The 17,466-nt window shown below is 63.0% G+C and carries 15 protein-coding genes, 1 tRNA gene and 2 pseudogenes; 5 read left to right on the top strand and 13 right to left on the bottom strand.

Annotated features, from left to right (window positions below):
* Positions 1 to 3: 3 nt before the first annotated feature.
* The gene (locus CU110_RS05295) at positions 4 to 1,221 is read left to right on the top strand and encodes a globin domain-containing protein (protein ID WP_084208201.1); all 1,218 of its coding nucleotides are present in this window, start codon (positions 4 to 6) and stop codon (positions 1,219 to 1,221) included.
* Positions 1,222 to 1,346: 125 nt separating this feature from the next.
* Here the strand turns inward: CU110_RS05295 and cysN are convergent.
* The 6 genes and pseudogenes from cysN to CU110_RS05265 all read right to left on the bottom strand — a co-directional run bounded on the left by cysN (position 1,347) and on the right by CU110_RS05265 (position 6,670).
* Positions 1,347 to 2,816: pseudogene (gene cysN / locus CU110_RS05290) on the bottom strand (sulfate adenylyltransferase subunit CysN).
* An 87-nt stretch (positions 2,817 to 2,903) separates the two neighbouring features.
* Positions 2,904 to 3,854, bottom strand: coding sequence for a sulfate adenylyltransferase subunit CysD (gene cysD, locus CU110_RS05285; protein WP_127734785.1), 951 nt, complete (start codon positions 3,852 to 3,854; stop codon positions 2,904 to 2,906).
* A 134-nt stretch (positions 3,855 to 3,988) separates the two neighbouring features.
* Complete coding sequence (locus CU110_RS05280; RefSeq protein ID WP_346427163.1) at positions 3,989 to 4,552, bottom strand: metallophosphoesterase; 564 nt, start codon at positions 4,550 to 4,552, stop codon at positions 3,989 to 3,991.
* Between the two features lie 69 nt (positions 4,553 to 4,621).
* Positions 4,622 to 5,068, bottom strand: a complete 447-nt coding sequence (locus CU110_RS05275; RefSeq protein ID WP_077374279.1) for a DUF1249 domain-containing protein — start codon at positions 5,066 to 5,068, stop codon at positions 4,622 to 4,624.
* 224 nt (positions 5,069 to 5,292) lie between these two features.
* Complete coding sequence (locus tag CU110_RS05270) at positions 5,293 to 5,931, bottom strand: NUDIX domain-containing protein (RefSeq protein WP_077374282.1); 639 nt, start codon at positions 5,929 to 5,931, stop codon at positions 5,293 to 5,295.
* The gene (locus CU110_RS05265) at positions 5,882 to 6,670 is read right to left on the bottom strand and encodes a hypothetical protein (protein ID WP_127734782.1); all 789 of its coding nucleotides are present in this window, start codon (positions 6,668 to 6,670) and stop codon (positions 5,882 to 5,884) included. Before CU110_RS05265 ends, CU110_RS05270 begins: the two co-directional genes overlap by 50 nt.
* Before the next feature lie 147 nt (positions 6,671 to 6,817).
* On the opposite strand from CU110_RS05265, the gene CU110_RS05260 reads away from it, so the two are divergent.
* Positions 6,818 to 7,357 carry a GreA/GreB family elongation factor gene (locus CU110_RS05260; RefSeq protein WP_084208197.1) on the top strand — a complete coding sequence of 180 codons (540 nt, stop codon included), beginning with the start codon at positions 6,818 to 6,820 and terminating at the stop codon, positions 7,355 to 7,357.
* 53 nt (positions 7,358 to 7,410) lie between these two features.
* Here CU110_RS05260 and CU110_RS05255 read toward each other — a convergent pair whose 3' ends face one another.
* Together CU110_RS05255 and CU110_RS05250 are read right to left on the bottom strand one after the other, a co-directional pair.
* Entirely contained in the window at positions 7,411 to 8,466 is a 1,056-nt protein-coding gene (locus CU110_RS05255; RefSeq protein WP_084208196.1) for a methyltransferase, read from the bottom strand.
* Between the two features lie 72 nt (positions 8,467 to 8,538).
* Positions 8,539 to 9,057, bottom strand: coding sequence for a methyltransferase domain-containing protein (locus tag CU110_RS05250; protein ID WP_164850280.1), 519 nt, complete (start codon positions 9,055 to 9,057; stop codon positions 8,539 to 8,541).
* On the opposite strand from CU110_RS05250, the gene CU110_RS05245 reads away from it, so the two are divergent.
* Positions 9,056 to 10,225: a glycosyltransferase gene (locus CU110_RS05245; protein ID WP_164850279.1), complete on the top strand. Its 1,170-nt coding sequence runs from the start codon at positions 9,056 to 9,058 to the stop codon at positions 10,223 to 10,225. The two genes, CU110_RS05250 and CU110_RS05245, sit on opposite strands and share 2 nt — an antisense overlap.
* Here the strand turns inward: CU110_RS05245 and CU110_RS05240 are convergent.
* The 4 genes from CU110_RS05240 to trpB all read right to left on the bottom strand — a co-directional run bounded on the left by CU110_RS05240 (position 10,226) and on the right by trpB (position 13,601).
* Positions 10,226 to 10,302 (bottom strand) — tRNA-Arg (locus CU110_RS05240).
* Positions 10,303 to 10,496: 194 nt separating this feature from the next.
* Positions 10,497 to 11,339 carry a GAF domain-containing protein gene (locus tag CU110_RS05235; protein WP_127734776.1) on the bottom strand — a complete coding sequence of 281 codons (843 nt, stop codon included), beginning with the start codon at positions 11,337 to 11,339 and terminating at the stop codon, positions 10,497 to 10,499.
* 52 nt (positions 11,340 to 11,391) lie between these two features.
* Complete coding sequence (trpA, locus tag CU110_RS05230) at positions 11,392 to 12,231, bottom strand: tryptophan synthase subunit alpha (RefSeq protein WP_084208158.1); 840 nt, start codon at positions 12,229 to 12,231, stop codon at positions 11,392 to 11,394.
* A 125-nt stretch (positions 12,232 to 12,356) separates the two neighbouring features.
* Complete coding sequence (gene trpB, locus CU110_RS05225; protein ID WP_127736724.1) at positions 12,357 to 13,601, bottom strand: tryptophan synthase subunit beta; 1,245 nt, start codon at positions 13,599 to 13,601, stop codon at positions 12,357 to 12,359.
* Between trpB and CU110_RS05220 the strand changes: the two are divergent.
* Positions 13,485 to 14,369, top strand: a pseudogene (locus tag CU110_RS05220) (LysR family transcriptional regulator); the annotation flags it as partial. The gene trpB and the pseudogene CU110_RS05220 sit on opposite strands and share 117 nt — an antisense overlap.
* Before the next feature lie 82 nt (positions 14,370 to 14,451).
* Here the strand turns inward: CU110_RS05220 and purU are convergent.
* A complete protein-coding gene (gene purU, locus CU110_RS05215; RefSeq protein WP_077374535.1) occupies positions 14,452 to 15,306 on the bottom strand; it encodes a formyltetrahydrofolate deformylase in 855 nt (284 codons plus the stop codon).
* A gap of 96 nt (positions 15,307 to 15,402) precedes the next feature.
* Here purU and CU110_RS05210 point away from each other — a divergent pair, with 96 nt between their 5' ends.
* The gene (locus CU110_RS05210; RefSeq protein WP_346427162.1) at positions 15,403 to 17,427 is read left to right on the top strand and encodes a ribonuclease J; all 2,025 of its coding nucleotides are present in this window, start codon (positions 15,403 to 15,405) and stop codon (positions 17,425 to 17,427) included.
* Positions 17,428 to 17,466: the final 39 nt, after the last annotated feature.

Below are 17,466 nucleotides of genomic sequence, written 5' to 3'. Positions count from 1 at the left end.
GTCATGCTGACCAACGCCCAGGAAGACCTGATCGCCGCCACCGCTCCCGTCGTCGCCGAGCACCTCAACGCCATTACCGCGCGCTTCTATCCGCTGATGTTCGAGCGCTATCCCGAAGTGAAGCCGCTGTTCAATCAGACGCACCAGGCCAGTGGTGGTCAGGCCCGTGCGCTGGCCGGCGCCGTGCTCGCCTATGTCGGCGCACGCCACTCGCGTGAGGCGGTGGACCGCCTGCTCGCGCCCGTGGTCAGCAAGCACGTCTCGCTCAATATCCTGCCCGAGCACTACCCCATCGTCGGCGAGTGCCTGATGGCCGCCATCGGTGAGGTGCTGGGAGACGCCGTCACGCCGGAGATCGCCGACGCCTGGGGCGCCCTCTACGGAGAGCTGGCCGCCGTGCTGATCGCCGCCGAGCAGGGCCGCTACGACAGCTTCGCTGCCACCCGCGGCGGCTGGCAGGGGCTGCGCCGCTTTCGCATCGTGCGCACGGAGGACGAGAGCCGCGAGATTCGCTCGCTGTACCTGGCGCCAGTGGAAGGTCCGATGTTCTCCTTCCTGCCGGGCCAGTACATCGGCATGCGCCTGACGACGCCGCAGGGCGTGATCCACCGTCATTACAGCCTGTCACACGCGCCGGACGAGCGCTTCTGCCGTATCTCGGTCAAGCGTGAAGACCACGGCCAGTCCAGCCAGTATCTGCATGCGCTGAACGTGGGTGACGAGATCGATCTGCTGCCGCCGGCCGGCGAGCTGACCTTCGAGCATGCCGCGCCCCAGAGCCCCGAGGCCCCGGTACTGCTGCTGTCTGCCGGCGTCGGCCAGACACCGATGCTCTCGCTGCTGGAGGCAGCGCTCGCGGCGGGCCGTCAGGTGATCTATCTGCATGCGGCCCGCAATCCCGAGGTACATGCCTTCGACACCACGCTGCAATCACTGGTCGCGCAGTATCCCGAGCAGCTGCATTATCAGGTCTGCTACGAGAAGGCTGACACTCTGCCGACGCATGCGCACCTGGGCATCATCGAGCGCGACTGGCTGGCACGTCAGATTGCCGCGACAGGTGCCAGTGCCGAGTCCCTGCAGGCCTTCGTGATCGGTCCGCATGGCTTCATGCAGAGCATGATCCAGCACCTCAATCGCATCGGCGTACCGCTCACCCAGTGCCATCACGAGCACTTCGGCCCCTCCGCACCGCTTGCCATCGACGCCGCTGCCGCCTGATGCGCTGACGTGGCCCGCACCATGCAAAAAGCCCCCATCGCCTTGCGGCCATGGGGGCTTCTGCGTTCTCCGGCTTCATATCCAGCAGGCCGTGTTGTTATCGCGTGTCCAGCGTTGTTGTTGACTCAGTTGCCACGGCCCAGCAGCTCACGCACGTCGCGGGCTTCCCAGTGCGGGAAGTGCTTGCGTACCAGCGCGTTGAGATCGGCTTCAAACGCGGCCCAATCGGTCTGCTGCGTGGTTGCCTGAGTGCCGGAGCGGCCCACGCCACGAATCATGCCCGCGCCGACGGTCACGTTGCTCAGACGATCGATGACGATGAAGCTGCCGGTGCCCGGGCTTGAACGGTAGTCGTCCACCGGCACCGACTGGGTCAGCTCGAGCTGGACGCGGCCGATGGCGTTCAGTGCCAGGCTGTCGCCCTCGTGATGTTCCAGCGTGTTGACGTCGTAGAGGTAATCGATGGCACTGACCTGCCCGGTCAGATCACGGGTCGCCAGCTTGATATCGTACTGACGGCCCGGTTGCAGCGGCTTCTCGTGCATCCAGACGACATCCGCGTTCCAGCGCATTGGAGAGCGGCAGTTCGGCGTCTGCCGCCACCAGCCAGTCACCGCGCGAGATGTCGATCTCGTCGGTCAAGCGTCAGCGTGATGGCCTGGCCCGGATAGGCGATCTCGAGGTCGCCATCGAAGGTGACGATGCGCTCGATGGTCGAGATCTTGCCGGACGGCAGCACCTTGATCTGCTGTCACCCGGACGCACGACAGTGCCGGCCGCCAGCGTGCCGCAATAGCCACGGAAATCGAGGTTGGGACGATTGACGTACTGCACCGGGAAGCGCAGATCGCTGAGGTTGCTGATCGCGAGTCAGTTCGACGGTTTCCAGCACCTCCAGCAGCGGACGCGCTCCGTAGCCTGACCATCGACGGTGTACCAGTCGAGTGACGGCGCTGCGATTGACGACGTTGTCGCCCTTGAGCGCAGACATCGGCACGAAGCGGATATCCGGTGCATTCCAACTTGTCGGCGAATTCCTGATACTCGGCGACGATCTCGTTGAAGCGCGCCTCGGAGTAGTCGACCAGATCCATCTTGTTGACCGCGATCACCAGGTGCTGGATACCCAGCAGGTCGAGCAGATGAAGCTGTGACGACGGGTCTGGGTCTGCACGCCGTAGCGCGCATCGATCAGGATGATCGCCAGGCTCGCGGACGAGGCACCGGTGGCCATGTTGCGGGTGTACTGCTCATGTCCCGGGGTGTCGGCGATGATGAACTTGCGCTTGTCGGTCGAGAAGAAGCGATAGGCGACATCGATGGTGATGCCCTGCTCACGCTCGGACTGCAGGCCATCGACCAGCAGGGCCAGATCGACTTCATCACCGGTGGTGCCGCTGGTCTTGGAGGCCTGGGTGATGGAGGCCAGCTGATCTTCATAGATCAGCTTGGAATCGAACAGCAGACGACCGATCAGGGTCGACTTGCCGTCATCGACGCTACCGCAGGTGATGAAGCGCAGCAGGTCCTTGCGCTCGTGTTCCTTGCAGGTAGGCTTCGATATCCGCGGAAATCTTGTCTGACGCGTGGGACACACTCTTCTCCTTGCCGCTGTCATGGGCCTGATGAGCTGGCGAGCCAGTATCACGAGCCAGTGTCTCGTGAGGCTGCGAGCCGATTCATCAGGCGAATTGTTCGTTCAGGTCATCAAGCACGAGGCGGTAGAAATACCCTTCGCGCTTCTTCTTCTCCATGGAGCCTGCCTGATCGTGATCGATGGCACGACCGGAGCGCTCGCTGGTACGGGTCAGCAGCATTTCCTGGATGATTTCCGGCAGGGTCGCGGCGGTGGATTCCACGGCGCCGGTCAGCGGATAGCAGCCCAGGGTGCGGAAGCGCACGGACTTCATCTCCGGCACTTCGCCGTCCTTGAGCGGCAGACGGTCGTCATCGACCATGATGTCGAGGCCATCACGCTTCACCACCGGACGCACGGCGGAGTAGTAGAGCGGCACGATCTTGATGGACTCGAGGTAGATGTACTGCCAGATGTCCAGCTCGGTCCAGTTGGAGAGCGGGAAGACGCGGATGGACTCGCCCTTGTTGATCTTGGAGTTGTAGATGTTCCACAGCTCCGGACGCTGATTCTTGGGGTCCCAGCGGTGGTACTGGTCACGGAAGGAGTAGACACGCTCTTTCGCGCGTGAAGCTTCCTCGTCACGACGCGCACCGCCGAAGGCCGCATCGAAACCATGCTTGTCCAGCGCCTGCTTCAGCGACTGGGTCTTCATGATGTCAGTGTACTTGGCGCTGCCGTGCTCGAACGGGTTGATGTTCGCCTCGACGCCTTCCTGATTGATGTGCTCGATCAGTTCCATGCCGACTTCCGCGGCCATCTCATCGCGGAACTTGATCATCTCCTGGAATTTCCAGGTGGTGTTGACGTGCATCAGGGGGAACGGCGGCACGCCCGGCGCGAAGGCCTTTCGCGCCAGATGCAGCATCACGGCGGAGTCCTTGCCGATGGAGTAGAGCATGACAGGATTGGAGAACTCGGCCGCCACTTCACGAATGATGTGGATGGACTCGGCCTCGAGCTGCTTGAGGTGGGTCTGACGTTCGGGGGTAAGCATCGCGTGCGGCAACCTCGTGAGCGCTGGGAGTCGCCCTGGAAGGCGGCCCGTGACCCCCACGGAGCATGCTGGATACCGATACGGTACCCGCGCCGCCTTGATAACGTCAAAGAATCAGAAAATATCTTTTAAGATCAAAAATGAATACATGATGACACGCTCCACCCAGGTCTCGAGGCACTCTCCGTCGAGATCCACGACCCTGAAGCCTGGCCGCGCCGCCTCATCGACGGCGAAATCATGGCTGAGCGGCGCGAACTGGTCTGACGTGGAGGGCACGCCATAGACGGCGACACTGCCCTGCCCGCTCGGAGCGACAGCGACAGCGCCGCCAGCTGCTCGCGGCCAAGCTCGCCCCCCGCCTGTCCAGAGATGCGCGAGTCCAGACACAGCAGACGCCAGTCACCAAGATCAAGCTCTTGATGGAAAGGACGCAGCTCCTGCATGAAATCCGGGTGGTCATGATTGCCGGCCAACCAGAACCACGGACACCCCAGGGCATCGAACAGCTCCCCCGCCAGACGGTAGGAAGCAGGGCTCTCATCCTGGCTGACATCCCCGGTCACCAGCAGGATATCGGGACGCAGGCTTGAGGCATGCGCCATCACGGCCTCCAGCTGGCGCAAGGGGAAGCCCAGTCGTGAGCGCGCGTCAGGGTCGGCACGCAGATGACAGTCACTTATCTGGATCAGTCGCATGGGTCTCTCGAACAGCGGAAAAAAGAACAGAACCGCGATGGCCGGGCCATCGCGGTTCTTTCAGGCACGTCATGGCAACTCGGGCACATCGGCTTGCCCGAAAGCCTGAGCATGGCTCAACCACTCGCCGAGGAAACGATTGAGCTGAAGCTTTTCATCCGGCTGGTGCATGCGAGGGTTCGGATAGCGGTTGCGCCCCGAGAAATGCCGTTGACGCTGGAAGTCGGTGACTTCGGCCATGCGTACATCGTGATAGAGATGCACGCTCATCCGCGGGGAATCGATGATGTGATCCAGCACGCCAGTCTGGGCAACCGTGACCATGGTGGTATAGGGCGCGCACTCGACCACCTCGAGCAACAGGGTACCGAAGTGGCCCTGATTGCCCGCCAGGGGAAAGGCGAAGCTGTCCCCCGCCTCGGCCTTGCCGAGGATGCGCGTGAGGCGCAGATAATTGGACCCGCACTCGGCATGGAGTGCTTTTAGGTCGGCCACATAGGCTTTCTTGACCTGCATGGGCAAACTCCTTGCGAATCTCAGAACATTGGCGTGCTGTCTAGCAGGGCACACCCTGTATCGTGCATGGCATGATGCGGGCAAAGCGCGACAGATCAAGCGCCGTGAGAGCGCCCGGTGCCGGCCTGCCGGTGGCAGCAAGCCTCTAGAATAGCAGTTCTGGTGGGCAGGTTGAGGAACCCTGCGTGAGCCACGGGGGATTGCCAAGCAACGCCTTCGCTGTCTCAGGCGTGCATCACCCGCAGTGCAGCACGCTCCCGCAACAGCCACTGCATGGCCATGATCGCCATGGCATTGCCAAGCCTGCCCTGCTCCAGAAGCGACAGAGCCGCCTGGAAATCGAGCACATGCACGCGAATATCCTCGTTCTCTTCCGCCAGCCCATGCACCCCGCCCAGTCCGCTGCTGTCGCATAGCCCGATGAACAGGGTGACCTCTTCGGTGCAGGCGCCGGGGCTGGGGTAATAGCGGTAGAGCTCGATCAGCTCCTTCAACTCGCAACCGGCCTCCTCGACCGCCTCACGCCGCGCGACCTCCGCCGCGCTTTCCTGCTTGTCCACCAGGCCGGCGATGGGCTCCAGACTCCAGGGGGTGCGCTCGTCCTCGAGCATGCCGGCCCGGATCTGCTCGACGAAGACCACACGATCCGTCACCGGGTCATAGGGCAGCACACCGACGGCATCATGGCGAACATGCACCTCGCGCTGGATCACATCACTCCAGCCACCGTTGAAACGCCGATGGCGAAGCTCGCGCTGCTCCAGGCGAAAGAAACCGTCCTGCAGCACCCTGGTCTCGACCCGTTCGACATCGTCATGCGCAAAGACCTGCTGCCCTGCCACGTGCTCTGGTGTATCGCTCATGCATCCTCCTTGGCTGAAGTCGTATTATCCCGACCTCGCCCTGCGCTGGCCAGCCCGCCCACTGGATCAGTGCCTTGATCTCGCGCTTCAGCTCCTGATCGGCCAGCTCACGATTGGGCCGAGCCGGGCCCTTGAGCGCGAGCCGTGCATGCTTGAGTGCCTCGGCCTTCCTGCCCTCGGAGGCCAGATAGTCGGCATAGTAGAAATTGGTATCCATGCCCTGAGGATTGACGGCCAGCCCCTGACGCAGCACCTCCCCCGCCTTGTCATCATCGCCAAAGCCGACCGGCCACCCCGGCGCCTTGTCATACAGCGCCCCGAGCGTCACGTAGGCAGAGGCATTGTCGCCCCGGGGGTCAAGCTTGATGGCCTGCTCAAGGGTGGCCTTGGCTTCCTTGGCCAGATCCAGCGCCCCCAGTCCCCCTCGCGCCTTGGCCCACGACGCCAGGATGATACCCTCCCAGGTCAGCACATGGGCGTTGTCCGGGTATTGGTCCGCCAGCGCGCGCACTTCCTTGCCCAAGGCCTCCATGCCGGTTTCCTGAGCGTCCCCGGAGGATTGATAGTTGACCTGGGCCCAGCGTTTCATGAGTCCGAAGACGGCATCATCTCCTTCGGCGGCCTGGACGCCGGTCATGCCGGCCAGCGTGATGCCCAGCGCCATGCCTCCTGAGAGCATCAGCTGGTAGACACGATGCGTGGCGCGACGAGTACGGCGTAGCGATGACGGGATTGGCATGGACAGCTCCCTGAAATTCATTATTGTTGGCGGGACTGTAACGAACGTTTGAATCTGCCGCCAACCCCCCTTGGTCGCAGGCCTCAACGCAAGACAGCGCCCTTTGCGGGCGCTTGCCCTTCATTTTCGCAGGCTGTGGAGAAAGACATGCAAGGTCGTAACATGACGCGCTGGCGCGATCCCAAGACCGATCCGCGTCAGGAAAAGAAGAGCAACGTGATCACCCCGCAGGGCCACTCGAAGATGAAGGCGCTGGCCGACCACCTGAGGCGCGTCAGGCGACCGGAGCTATCGCGCAAGACGGGCGAGGCCGCCGCCATGGGGGATCGCAGCGAGAATGCGGATTACACCTACAACAAGAAGGCACTGAATCAGACCATCGCCAAGATCGCCTATCTGGAAAAGCGTCTGGATGAACTGACCATCGTCGACCGCCTGCCCGCGGATCTGGAGCGCGTGTATTTCGCGGCCTTCGTGACGCTGGAGGATGAACAGGGAGAGGAGATGGAGATACGCATCGTCGGCCCTGATGAGACCGACAACGCGCGCCGCTGGATCAGCGTCGATGCCCCCCTCGCCCGGGCACTGCTGGGCAAGGGGCTGGATGATGACGTGAGCGTGGCAGCGCCGGGCGGCGAGACCACCTACATCATCACGGCCATCCGCTATCAGTCGCCGGAGGCGTAAGCGGCGGGCTTGGCATCAGGTCGCAGGGAATCAGGCCAGGATCAGCCAGAGGATCAGCGCGCCTTGCGTGCGCGATAGACCTTGAACTGGCGCGTTTCGGCCAGCACCTCGAATTCGCCGAAGGCCGCCTGCAACAGATCCGGATAGGGCAGGAAGGCATTGGCCACCAGCGTCAGGGTACCGCCCGGCACCAGGTGATCCGGCGCCTGGCTGATCAGACGCGCCGCCGGTCCGTAATCGATATCGCGCTCATGATGGAACGGCGGATTGGCCACGATGGCCTCGAACCGCTCGCCCTCGAACGCCGCGAAGACATCGCTCAGGCGTACGTCCGCCTCAAGCCCGTTGAGCGCCAGACTGCGACGGGTCGCCTCCACCGCGAAGGCACTGACATCGCCTGCCATCACGCGCGCACCGTGACGCGCCAGCCAGCAGCTGATGATGCCGTCACCCGCCCCGATATCCAGCGCCCGCTTGTAGCCACGGGTCGGCAGGTTCTCCAGCAGCAGCGCGGTACCCGGGTCCAGCTTGGCATTGCCGTAAAGGCCCGGATGGCTGGTCAGGCGCAGCTCCAGCGCCTCGAATTCGCCCCAGCCTTCTGTCCATTCTCCAGCCACTGCCAGTGGCGATTCACTGCTGGCGGCCTGTTCGGCCGTCAACTCACGCGTGGCGGATGACCACAGCTGGCAACGACGCGCGGTATCGTCCTTGCGGGCCGTCATTCCCAGTGCCTTGAGGATGCGCTCAGCGCGCTTGATGCCACCGTTGACCTCGCCCACCACCTTGATCGGCGTACCTGCCGGCAATACATGGCACAGCGCCACCAGCCACCACTCGCCCAGCGCATGCGCCTTGGGCCAGAACAGCAAGGCACCCACCGCCTCGCCAATCGTGGTATCCGCGCGGGCTTCGGCAAAGGCCACCGCATGGCTGACCTGGTGCCCGGCCTCCCGCGCGGCATTCACGATGCCGGTGTCATGCCCCCAGACACGCCGCTGGCGGTCTGATGACAGCCACCAGTCATCACGCGGTGCAGCGACCCACAGCCAATCACGGAAATCACTGTCCTGGCGTTCAAGCAACTGGCAGGCGGGGGTTTGAGCAGACATGAAGACTCCGAAAAGATAGGAAACGGCAGATGATGAACAGCAAGACGGCGCAGAAGCCTGCGCCGTGACACCTCAGGCAGGGCGCACCAGCTCATAGTGCAGGTAGCGTCCGAGATGGACGAAGGGGGGCGTGCGCCAGTGCTGGCACTCGAGGACCAGCAGTTTCTGCATGTCCCCCTCACTCAGCGGGTCGCGCGAGCGCAGATAATCATGGAAGACTCGCAGCCCTGTCAGCTCGCGCACCTCAAGCCCGGCCTCCTCGGCCCACTGGCGAATCTCGACATCACGTAGCGGCGAGATGGGCGTCAGACGCTTGCCCGTCCCCCAACCGGCCAACCGCCCGTCCAGCACCTTGTCGAAGTTGCCCTTGGTGACGTTGGAGAATGCCAGCGCGTCGCGATTGAAGACGCTCAATGACATCACGCCACCCGGTGCCAGCAGCTGTGCCAGCAGCAGAAACCCTTCACGCGGAGAGACCAGCCACTCAAGAACGGCATGGCAGACCACCACCGGCCATTGTCGGTGGGTGGCGGCGGCGAACCCCTGAAGATCACGTCCATCCCAGGTCAGGCGCTCACAGATGGCCACCATGAAACAACGCGTCCTGCTTGTGGTACGCAAGCTCAACATCGGCGGGATCCAGCGAAACACCGTCAATCTGGCCAATGTCCTGTGCCGCGAAGGTCACGAGGTGCATGTGCTCGTGCTCAAGGGTGAACTCGAACTCATCCCGGACCCGGGCGTACATGTCCACCAGATCGACTTCGACAAGGCATTCCGCAAGACCGGCATTGGCCTGGTGTATGACCTCTTCACCCGCGCAGTGCTCAACCCTCTGATCAAGGGCTCTGGATTCGTCTGGCGCGGCTATTACGGTGGCGCCTACCTGCGGCGATTCATCCGTACCCTGGAAACACGCCATGGCCCCGTCGATCGGGTGATCATGCGCGGCCAGGGCGCCTTCGAGACGGTCTGGTCACTCAAGGACCCGCGCCTGTGGCAGGTCACCGTGTCCTGGCCCGGTGACATCCGCCAGGGCTGGCGTCAGAAATTCCTGCTCAAGCGCCTATACGCCGACAAGCAGATCATCTGCAATACCGACAATGTCCGCGAGCAACTCGAGCGACTGCTCTCGCAACACGCTGTCACGCCTCGACGCCTCGCCACCATCGGCAACGTCTGCGATCTCGATGCCATCGCGCAGATGGCGGATGAGCCCGTGGAGCTGCCATCACGTCCCTATGTCGTGCAGGTATGTCGCCTGTCGGACGTGAAGCGTCAGGATGTCCTGATCAAGGCCTATCTCGCCGCGGATATCGAGGAAGACCTGGTCATCGTCGGCGATGGGCCAAAGCGCGAGAGTGTGGAGAACCTGATTCGCGAGCTCGGGGTGGGCGACCGGGTCCATCTCATCGGCAGCCGGGTCAATCCCTACCCGTGGATGAAGCATGCCCGTCTGTTCATTCTCAGCTCGCGCAGTGAAGCCTTCGGAATCGTGCTGGTGGAAAGCATGTGCTGCGGCACGCCATGTGTCGCGCCGGATGTCCCCGGTGGGGTCCGCAATGTGCTGATCCATGATCAGGCGCGGCTGATCTCCGAGAACAGCATTGAAGGCCTGGCAGCCAAGATCCGCGAAGGGCTCGAGAACCCGCCGTCACTCGCCGAGGATCCGGAGTTGATCGAACGTTTCCGCGACACCCGTATCATGCAGGAATTTCTGGCCCTGCCAACGGATGCCGAGGCAGCACATCGCGACTGATGGCGCCCCCTGCAGGAGTCGAACCTGCGACCTGCCCCTTAGGAGGGGGCCGCTCTATCCAGCTGAGCTAAGGGGGCGTAGCGCTGCGCAGTATAAGCCATTGAAGTGGCAAGATAAACCCGGCAGGGAGAATTGCGGTTGGAGATGGACTTCCAGATGCTGACGGGAAAGCGCACTGCGCAGGGATTGCTCCATCTGGGTGGCGGCGATGATGCGATTGCGCATGTCAGGTGAGAAGAAGCACATGCGTGCACGCCCGGCCCCCTTGCTCTCATAGAGCGCGATGTCCGCCTCGTGCAGCAGATGACCCCAATCGTCTCCCTCGTCTTCTGCCGTCCCGGTCCGCGAAGGCTCCGAGCTTGCGACGCAACAGCCGACGATTGGGCAGGCCCGTCAATGCATCATGCAGCGCCTGATAGGTGAGCTGCTCATCACGCCGATGGCGTTCGATCGCCAATCGAGCCACGTTGACGGCGACCTTCAGCAAGCCGAGGTGGCTATCGTTGAAGACATCGCCGGACGTGGCATAGAAGGCGAAACTTCCCAGCGGATTGCCTGCATCATCGAGGATGGGCATGGAGAGACAGGCATCCAGTCCCAGCGCGTGGGGATGATGACGGAAGCCCTCCCAGGCGGGGTCCTCGCCGATGGCGGGGGTCAGCACCTGCTCACGCCGCCACATCGCCGTACCACAGGTGCCCACCCCCTCCCCGATACGCAGGCCGGAGGTGAACTGCATGAAGCTGGGAGGCAGGCTCGGCGCCTTCCCCCCGATGATTCGTGTACCTGCCTCATCCAGAAGCAGCAGCGAGGAACGCACGCGAGTCGCGACGGCCTCGATGGCCTGACACAGGTCCAGCAGGGTCTTGTCCAGCGGCTGGCCAGCCGTGACGGACTCAAGCAATCTGAGCTGGGAATGGCTGAGCTCCAGCGCCAGATGCGCCTGGGTCACATCGGTATGCACGCCGAGATAACCGGTCAGGGTGCCGTCGGCGGCCATGAGCGGTATGCAGCGCAGACGAAGGCGCAGCGGTCGTCCATTCGCATCATGATGGAGCAGCTCCTCGTCACTGGGCTCACCCAGCTCGCACTGCTGATGCATTCTGGCGATCACCGTCCTGTCGGAATCCTCGCAAGAGGCGAGCTGGCTACCCCTGAGCGAACCCTCAGTGGCGCGCCGTCTTCAGCGCATCCGCCAGTTCACGGGTCAAGGCATGTACCGCTTGGGTGCCCTGCTCCGGTGTCTCGGCATTGGCCTGCAGATCGATCAGGGCCGAGCCGACCACGACTCCGTCGGCGAAACGACCGATACGCGCCGCCTGCTCTGCGGTACGGATACCGAAACCGACCGCGACGGGAATCTCGGTGTGCTCACGGATACGGCCCACTTCGGCCTCGACCTTCTCGGCAGTCGGTGCCGCGCCACCGGTCACGCCATTGCTGGAGACGTAGTAGAGGAAGCCTGAGGTATTGGCCAACACGCCCGGCAGGCGCGCGCTGTCAGTCGTCGGTGTCGCGAGGCGAATGAAGCTGATACCGGCGGCATTGGCCGGCTCACACAGCTCATCGTCGTGCTCCGGCGGCAGGTCGACCACGATCAGGCCATCGACACCGGCCTGGCTTGCCTGCTCGAGGAAGGTGGCCACACCGCGACGATAGATCGGGTTGTAGTAACCCATCAGCACGATGGGCGTGTCCTGATCCTGCTTGCGGAATTCCGTGACCATCGCCAGGGTACGGTCCATCGTCTGGCCGGCCTTCAGGGCACGCTGGGTGGCATGCTGGATCGCCAGACCATCGGCCATCGGGTCGGTGAACGGCATGCCCAGCTCGATGACATCGGCACCGGCCTCGGCCATGCCGAGGAAGGTCGCGAGGCTGGCATCATAGCCGGGGTCACCCGCGGTGATGTAGGTCACCAGCGCTGCGCGATTCTCGCTGCGTACGGCAGCGAAACGGCGGTCAAGACGGCTGCTGGAAGTGGTGTCGGTAGCGGAAGTGCTCATCAATAGACTCCGAATTTGCTGACCTGCAGGCAGCGATTCACCTGCAGGCGAAGAAGACATGGGGCGGATGGACCCGGTCAGCGTCTGACCCCTCCATCGCCGGGCATTGCGCGACAGGCGCGGCGTTACTCGCCGTCAGGATTCAGGCCCAGCTCGTCCGCCAGATGATGGGTGACGGTGGCCATGTCCTTGTCACCGCGGCCGCTCAGATTGACCACCATCAGATGGTCCTTCGGCAGGCCCGGTGCACGCTTGATGACTTCCGCCAGCGCGTGGGAAGACTCCAGCGCCGGGATGATGCCTTCCAGGCGACACAGCATCTTGAAGGCGTCCAGTGCTTCCTGGTCGGTCGCGGCGACATACTCGGCACGCTTGATGTCGTGCAACCAGGCGTGTTCCGGGCCGATACCCGGATAGTCGAGCCCTGCGGAGATGGAGTGCGCATCACCGATCTGCCCCTCGTCATCCTGCAGCAGGAAGGTGCGGTTACCGTGCAGCACGCCCGGCAGGCCACCCTTGAGACTGGCAGCGTGGCGCGACGTGTCCAGACCTTCACCGGCAGCCTCGACCCCGATGATCTCGACGCTTTGCTCGTCCAGGAACGGATGGAACAACCCCATGGCGTTGGACCCCCCGCCGATGCAGGCGACCAGCGAGTCCGGCAGACGGCCTTCCTTCTCCTGCAGCTGGACGCGGGTTTCCTGACCGATGATGGACTGGAAGTCACGCACCAGCTGCGGATACGGATGTGGGCCCGCGACAGTGCCGATGATGTAGAAGGTATCGTCGACGTTGGTGACCCAGTCACGCAGCGCCTCGTTCATGGCATCCTTCAACGTGCCATCACCGGCGGTGACCGGGATCACCTTGGCGCCCAGCAACTGCATGCGCTGAACGTTAGGCTGCTGACGGTGAATGTCGGTGGAGCCCATGTAGATCACGCAGTCCAGACCGAAACGCGCCGCCACGGTGGCCGTCGCCACGCCGTGCATGCCGGCACCGGTCTCGGCGATGATGCGCTGCTTGCCCATGCGGCGTGCCAGCAGCACCTGGCCCAGCGCATTGTTGATCTTGTGAGCGCCGGTGTGCATCAGATCTTCCCGCTTGAGATAGACCTTGGCACCTCCGAGATGCTCGGTCAGGCGCTCGGCGTAATACAGCGGGCTCTGACGCCCGACATAATCCGCGGAGAGACCGGCCAGTTCCTCGGCGAAGGCCGGATCCTGCTTGGCGGCTTCATACTCGCGCTGCAGGTGCAGAATCAGCGGCATCAGCGTCTCGGCGACGAATCGGCCGCCGAAGTCACCAAAGAAGCCCTTGGCATCCGGGCCTTGACGCAGGGTAGCAGTGAGGCATTGCCCTCGCTGAATGCCTTGCGCGCCTTCGATGTGGCGGCTCGCTTCGAGAGCGCGTCGCGTGCCGCCGAGGCGCTGCACGTGACCCACGGCGCCGTCAGTCGTCAGATTCGCCAGCTTGAGGAAACGCTGGGGACACAGCTGTTCGACCGTGCTGGCCGCGGGCTGAAGCTGACGCCGGCGGGTCATGAGCTGGCGGCTGCCACACGCCATCACTTGAGCGGCCTGGCACGGGTCTGTGCGGACCTTTCCCGCAGTGATGCCCGCGCGCCCTTCGTGCTCAGCTGCCCGGGCTCCTTCCTCGCCCGCTGGTTCATTCCGCGGCTGGGTGCCCTCAAGGCAGCCCTTCCGGAGCTTGAACTGCATCTGACTGCCAGTGACGACAACGAAGGCCTGCGCTCTGGCGTGGATGGCGTGCTGCGCTTTCAGACTCCCCCCTTCACCCAGGCTGAGCATCAGGAAACGCGAATTCTCGGCACGGAGCGCATCGGCCCGGTGCTGCGTCCGGACACTGACTGGCTGGGCGAGACCACCGCGACTCCCGCACCACAGACTCTGCTGACCTTGCCGCTGCTGCACACCCGCTCGCGCCCGCAGGCCTGGCCGGACTGGTGCTCACGCCAGGGCCTGTCCAGCGAACAACTGCACTACGCGCAAGGCTTCGAGCACCTCAACTATCTGCTGGAAGCGACGCTGGTGGGATTGGGCGTGGGCATCACGCCGGATTATCTGGTCGAGGAGGACCTGCGCAGCAGACGCCTGATCGCGCCGTGGGGCTTTGTCGAGACACGCGCCTGCCTGACGCTGACGCTGCCCGAGAGCGGTCGCACACGGGCACGACACCCTCATGCAAAAGCAGCGCGGATCAGGCAAAGACGATGGTCTTGTTGCCGTGGATCAGCACGCGGTCTTCCAGGTGCCAGCGCAGGCCACGCGACAGTACCTTCTGCTCCACGTCACGCCCGATGCGCACCAGGTCTTCCGCGGTGTGGCAATGGGTGACTCGATGGATGTCCTGCTCGATGATCGGGCCGGCATCCAGCTCCTCGGTCACGTAGTGACAGGTAGCGCCGATCAGCTTCACGCCGCGGCCGAAGGCCTGATGGTACGGCTTGGCACCGATGAAGGACGGCAGGAAGCTGTGGTGGATGTTGATCAGGCGGCCGGCATAGCGCTCGCAGAGGCTCGGCGGGATGATCTGCATGTAACGCGCCAGCACGATGCTGTCGGCCTCGGCCTCTTCCACCAGTCGTTCGACCTCGGCAAATGCCGGCGCCTTGTCATTCTTGTCCACCGGCACATGGTGGAACGGAATGCCGTGCCATTCGACCAGTGAGCGCATGTCTTCGTGATTGGAGATGACACAAGGGATATCGCATTCCAGATCCCCCGACTGCCAGCGGTGCAACAGGTCCACCAGGCAATGGGAATCCTTGGACACCATCAGCACGACACGCTTGCGAGCGGCCGTGTCATGCACCCGCCACTCCATTCCGAACTCTTCCCCGATCGGCGCGAAGCGCTTGCTGAGTTCAGCGGCGCTGAGGCCGATGGACTCGGGGTTGATCTCATAGCGCATGAAGAATCGACCCGCACCCAGATCGGAATGCTGATTGGCTTCGGTGATCCAACCGCCTTGCTCGGCGATGAAGGTAGAGACTCGGGCAACAATTCCCACCTGATCAGGGCAGGACACCACCAGGCGATAGGCGTGTGACATCGTATGTTCAACCATTGTGAAAGCGGGGACGTCATTTGTGGCGCTTTGCGGGATTCCCGTATAGTTGAGTGACATTTTACTGATGGCATGACATCCATGTTGAAACCCCGCGTTCAAGTCCGTCAGAGACAACGTCCACCGCTGCATCTTCTGCCGCTGGGCGGCTGTGGCGAGATCGGCATGAATCTGACGCTATATGGTTACCAGGATCACTGGATCGCCGTGGATTGCGGCATGATGATTCGCCAGGATCTTCCTGAAGGCCCCTTGCAGGTACCCGACACCGAATCGCTGGCAAGCCTGGGCATCTGCCCGGAGATGCTGGTGATTACCCATGGTCACGAAGACCATATCGGTGCCGTTGCCTGGCTGTGGCCGAAATGGCGCTGTCCGATCATCGCCACACCACTGGCCGCGGGCCTGCTGCGGGCCAAGTTCGCGGAACGCGAACTCGAGACGTCCAGCCTGCAGATCATCGAGGTCGATGAAGGCTTCGAGTCCGGGCCCTTCGCCTTGCGCCTGCTGCCGTTGACCCACTCAATTCCCGAGAGCTGCTCGCTGCTGATCGTCACACCGGAATATCGCGTGATGCACACCGGTGACTGGAAGCTGGACCCGGAGCCGCTGATCGGTGAGCCCACTGACCCGGAGCGCTATCAGGCGCTGGCGCCGGTCGATCTCGTGGTCGGCGACTCCACCAATGCCCCTCTGCCCGGCCACTCACGCAGTGAAGGCGAGGTGGCGCGTGCACTGGAGAAGACGCTGGCCGGCTGCCGTGGGCGGGTCGTGGTGACCTGCTTCGCGAGCAACCTGGCGCGCATCCTGGCACTGGGTCGTGCGGCGGCTCGCAATGGCCGTCGGGTCACGCTGCTGGGCCGCTCGATGGAACGCATGGTGCGGGTGGCACGCGGACTGGGCTATCTGGAAGATTTCCCGCCGCTGGTGCCGGTAAAGGACTTGGGCTATCTGCCGCCGGAAGAGGTGATGGTGATCGCGACCGGCAGCCAGGGCGAGCCACGCGCGGCACTCTCACGCCTGGCCAACTCGCGCCACCCTGATTTCGAGCTGGCGGCGGGCGACACGGTCATCTTCTCCTCCAAGGCCATTCCCGGCAATGAACTGGCGATCGGCAAGCTGCACAATGCCCTGACTCGCCTGGGCGTCGGCATCATGGAAGAGAAGCAGTTCCCGGATCTGCATGCTTCAGGCCATCCCGCCCAAGAGGAGCTGCGCACCTTCTACGGCTGGCTGAAACCCACGCGGTTGCTGCCGGTGCACGGCGAATACCGTCACCAGCTGGCGCACACCCAGGTAGCACAGTCCCTGGGCATCGAGGCACCGCTGATTCCCGTCAATGGTGACGTGATTCGTCTCGATGCTCAGGGGCTGTCCGTGGAAAAGCGTCTGACGTTGCAGGAGCGGATCATCGAGCACGACAAGGTGCGGCCACTTGACTCGATGGACCGTCGTGCACGAGCGCGTCTCGGACGCCATGGCAGCGTATCGCTCGCCTTGCCCCTGACGCTGCAGGAAGCCGGTTGGGTGCGTATCGGCCGCCTGATGCTGGACGTCAGTGGTACAGCCAGACTGGATGAAGACAGCTTCGCCGAGTGGCTCGATGACACCCTGGCCGGACTCGAGACCACCGACATCGACACCGTGAAACAGCAATTGAACAGCAGAATCAATCGCTGGCTACGCAATCATCTGCGTCACGAGCCGGTGCTCTTTCTGCATGTGATGACCATGGGTGACTTGTTCTTCGGCGGACGACCGCGACGCTTCGGCTGGTCACTGACCAGGTCATCGACGGAAAGACCCGCTTCGATCATCGCATCACGAATCTCGGCAAGCTTGCGCTCCTTGGCGATTTCTTCTTCGCGACGCTGTTCATCTTCCTCGGCTTTCTGCTCAATGACTTCATTGATGACTTCAGAAAGCTTGTGCAGTTGTTCCATGGACAACTGGCGTGCCGCTGCACGTGCGACATTCTTGTTGCGAGCGATCTTTTCCAGGGATTCTGCGGTCATCTTGCTACCTCCACCATGCGGGCGAAACTGGAATCCAATGAGGGACACGATAGTTGATTGGATGTTGCAGCAAAGTATAAGCCTTAATTGAAAGCTGACAAGCCTTGTCAAAAGCAAGGCAGTGTTGCCA

It is taken from the genome of Cobetia sp. ICG0124, from assembly GCF_004006355.1.
GTDB lineage: Bacteria > Pseudomonadota > Gammaproteobacteria > Pseudomonadales > Halomonadaceae > Cobetia > Cobetia marina.
The sequence above is the reverse complement of the archived record's forward strand: the minus strand, read 5'-3'. Positions and strand labels throughout refer to the sequence as shown.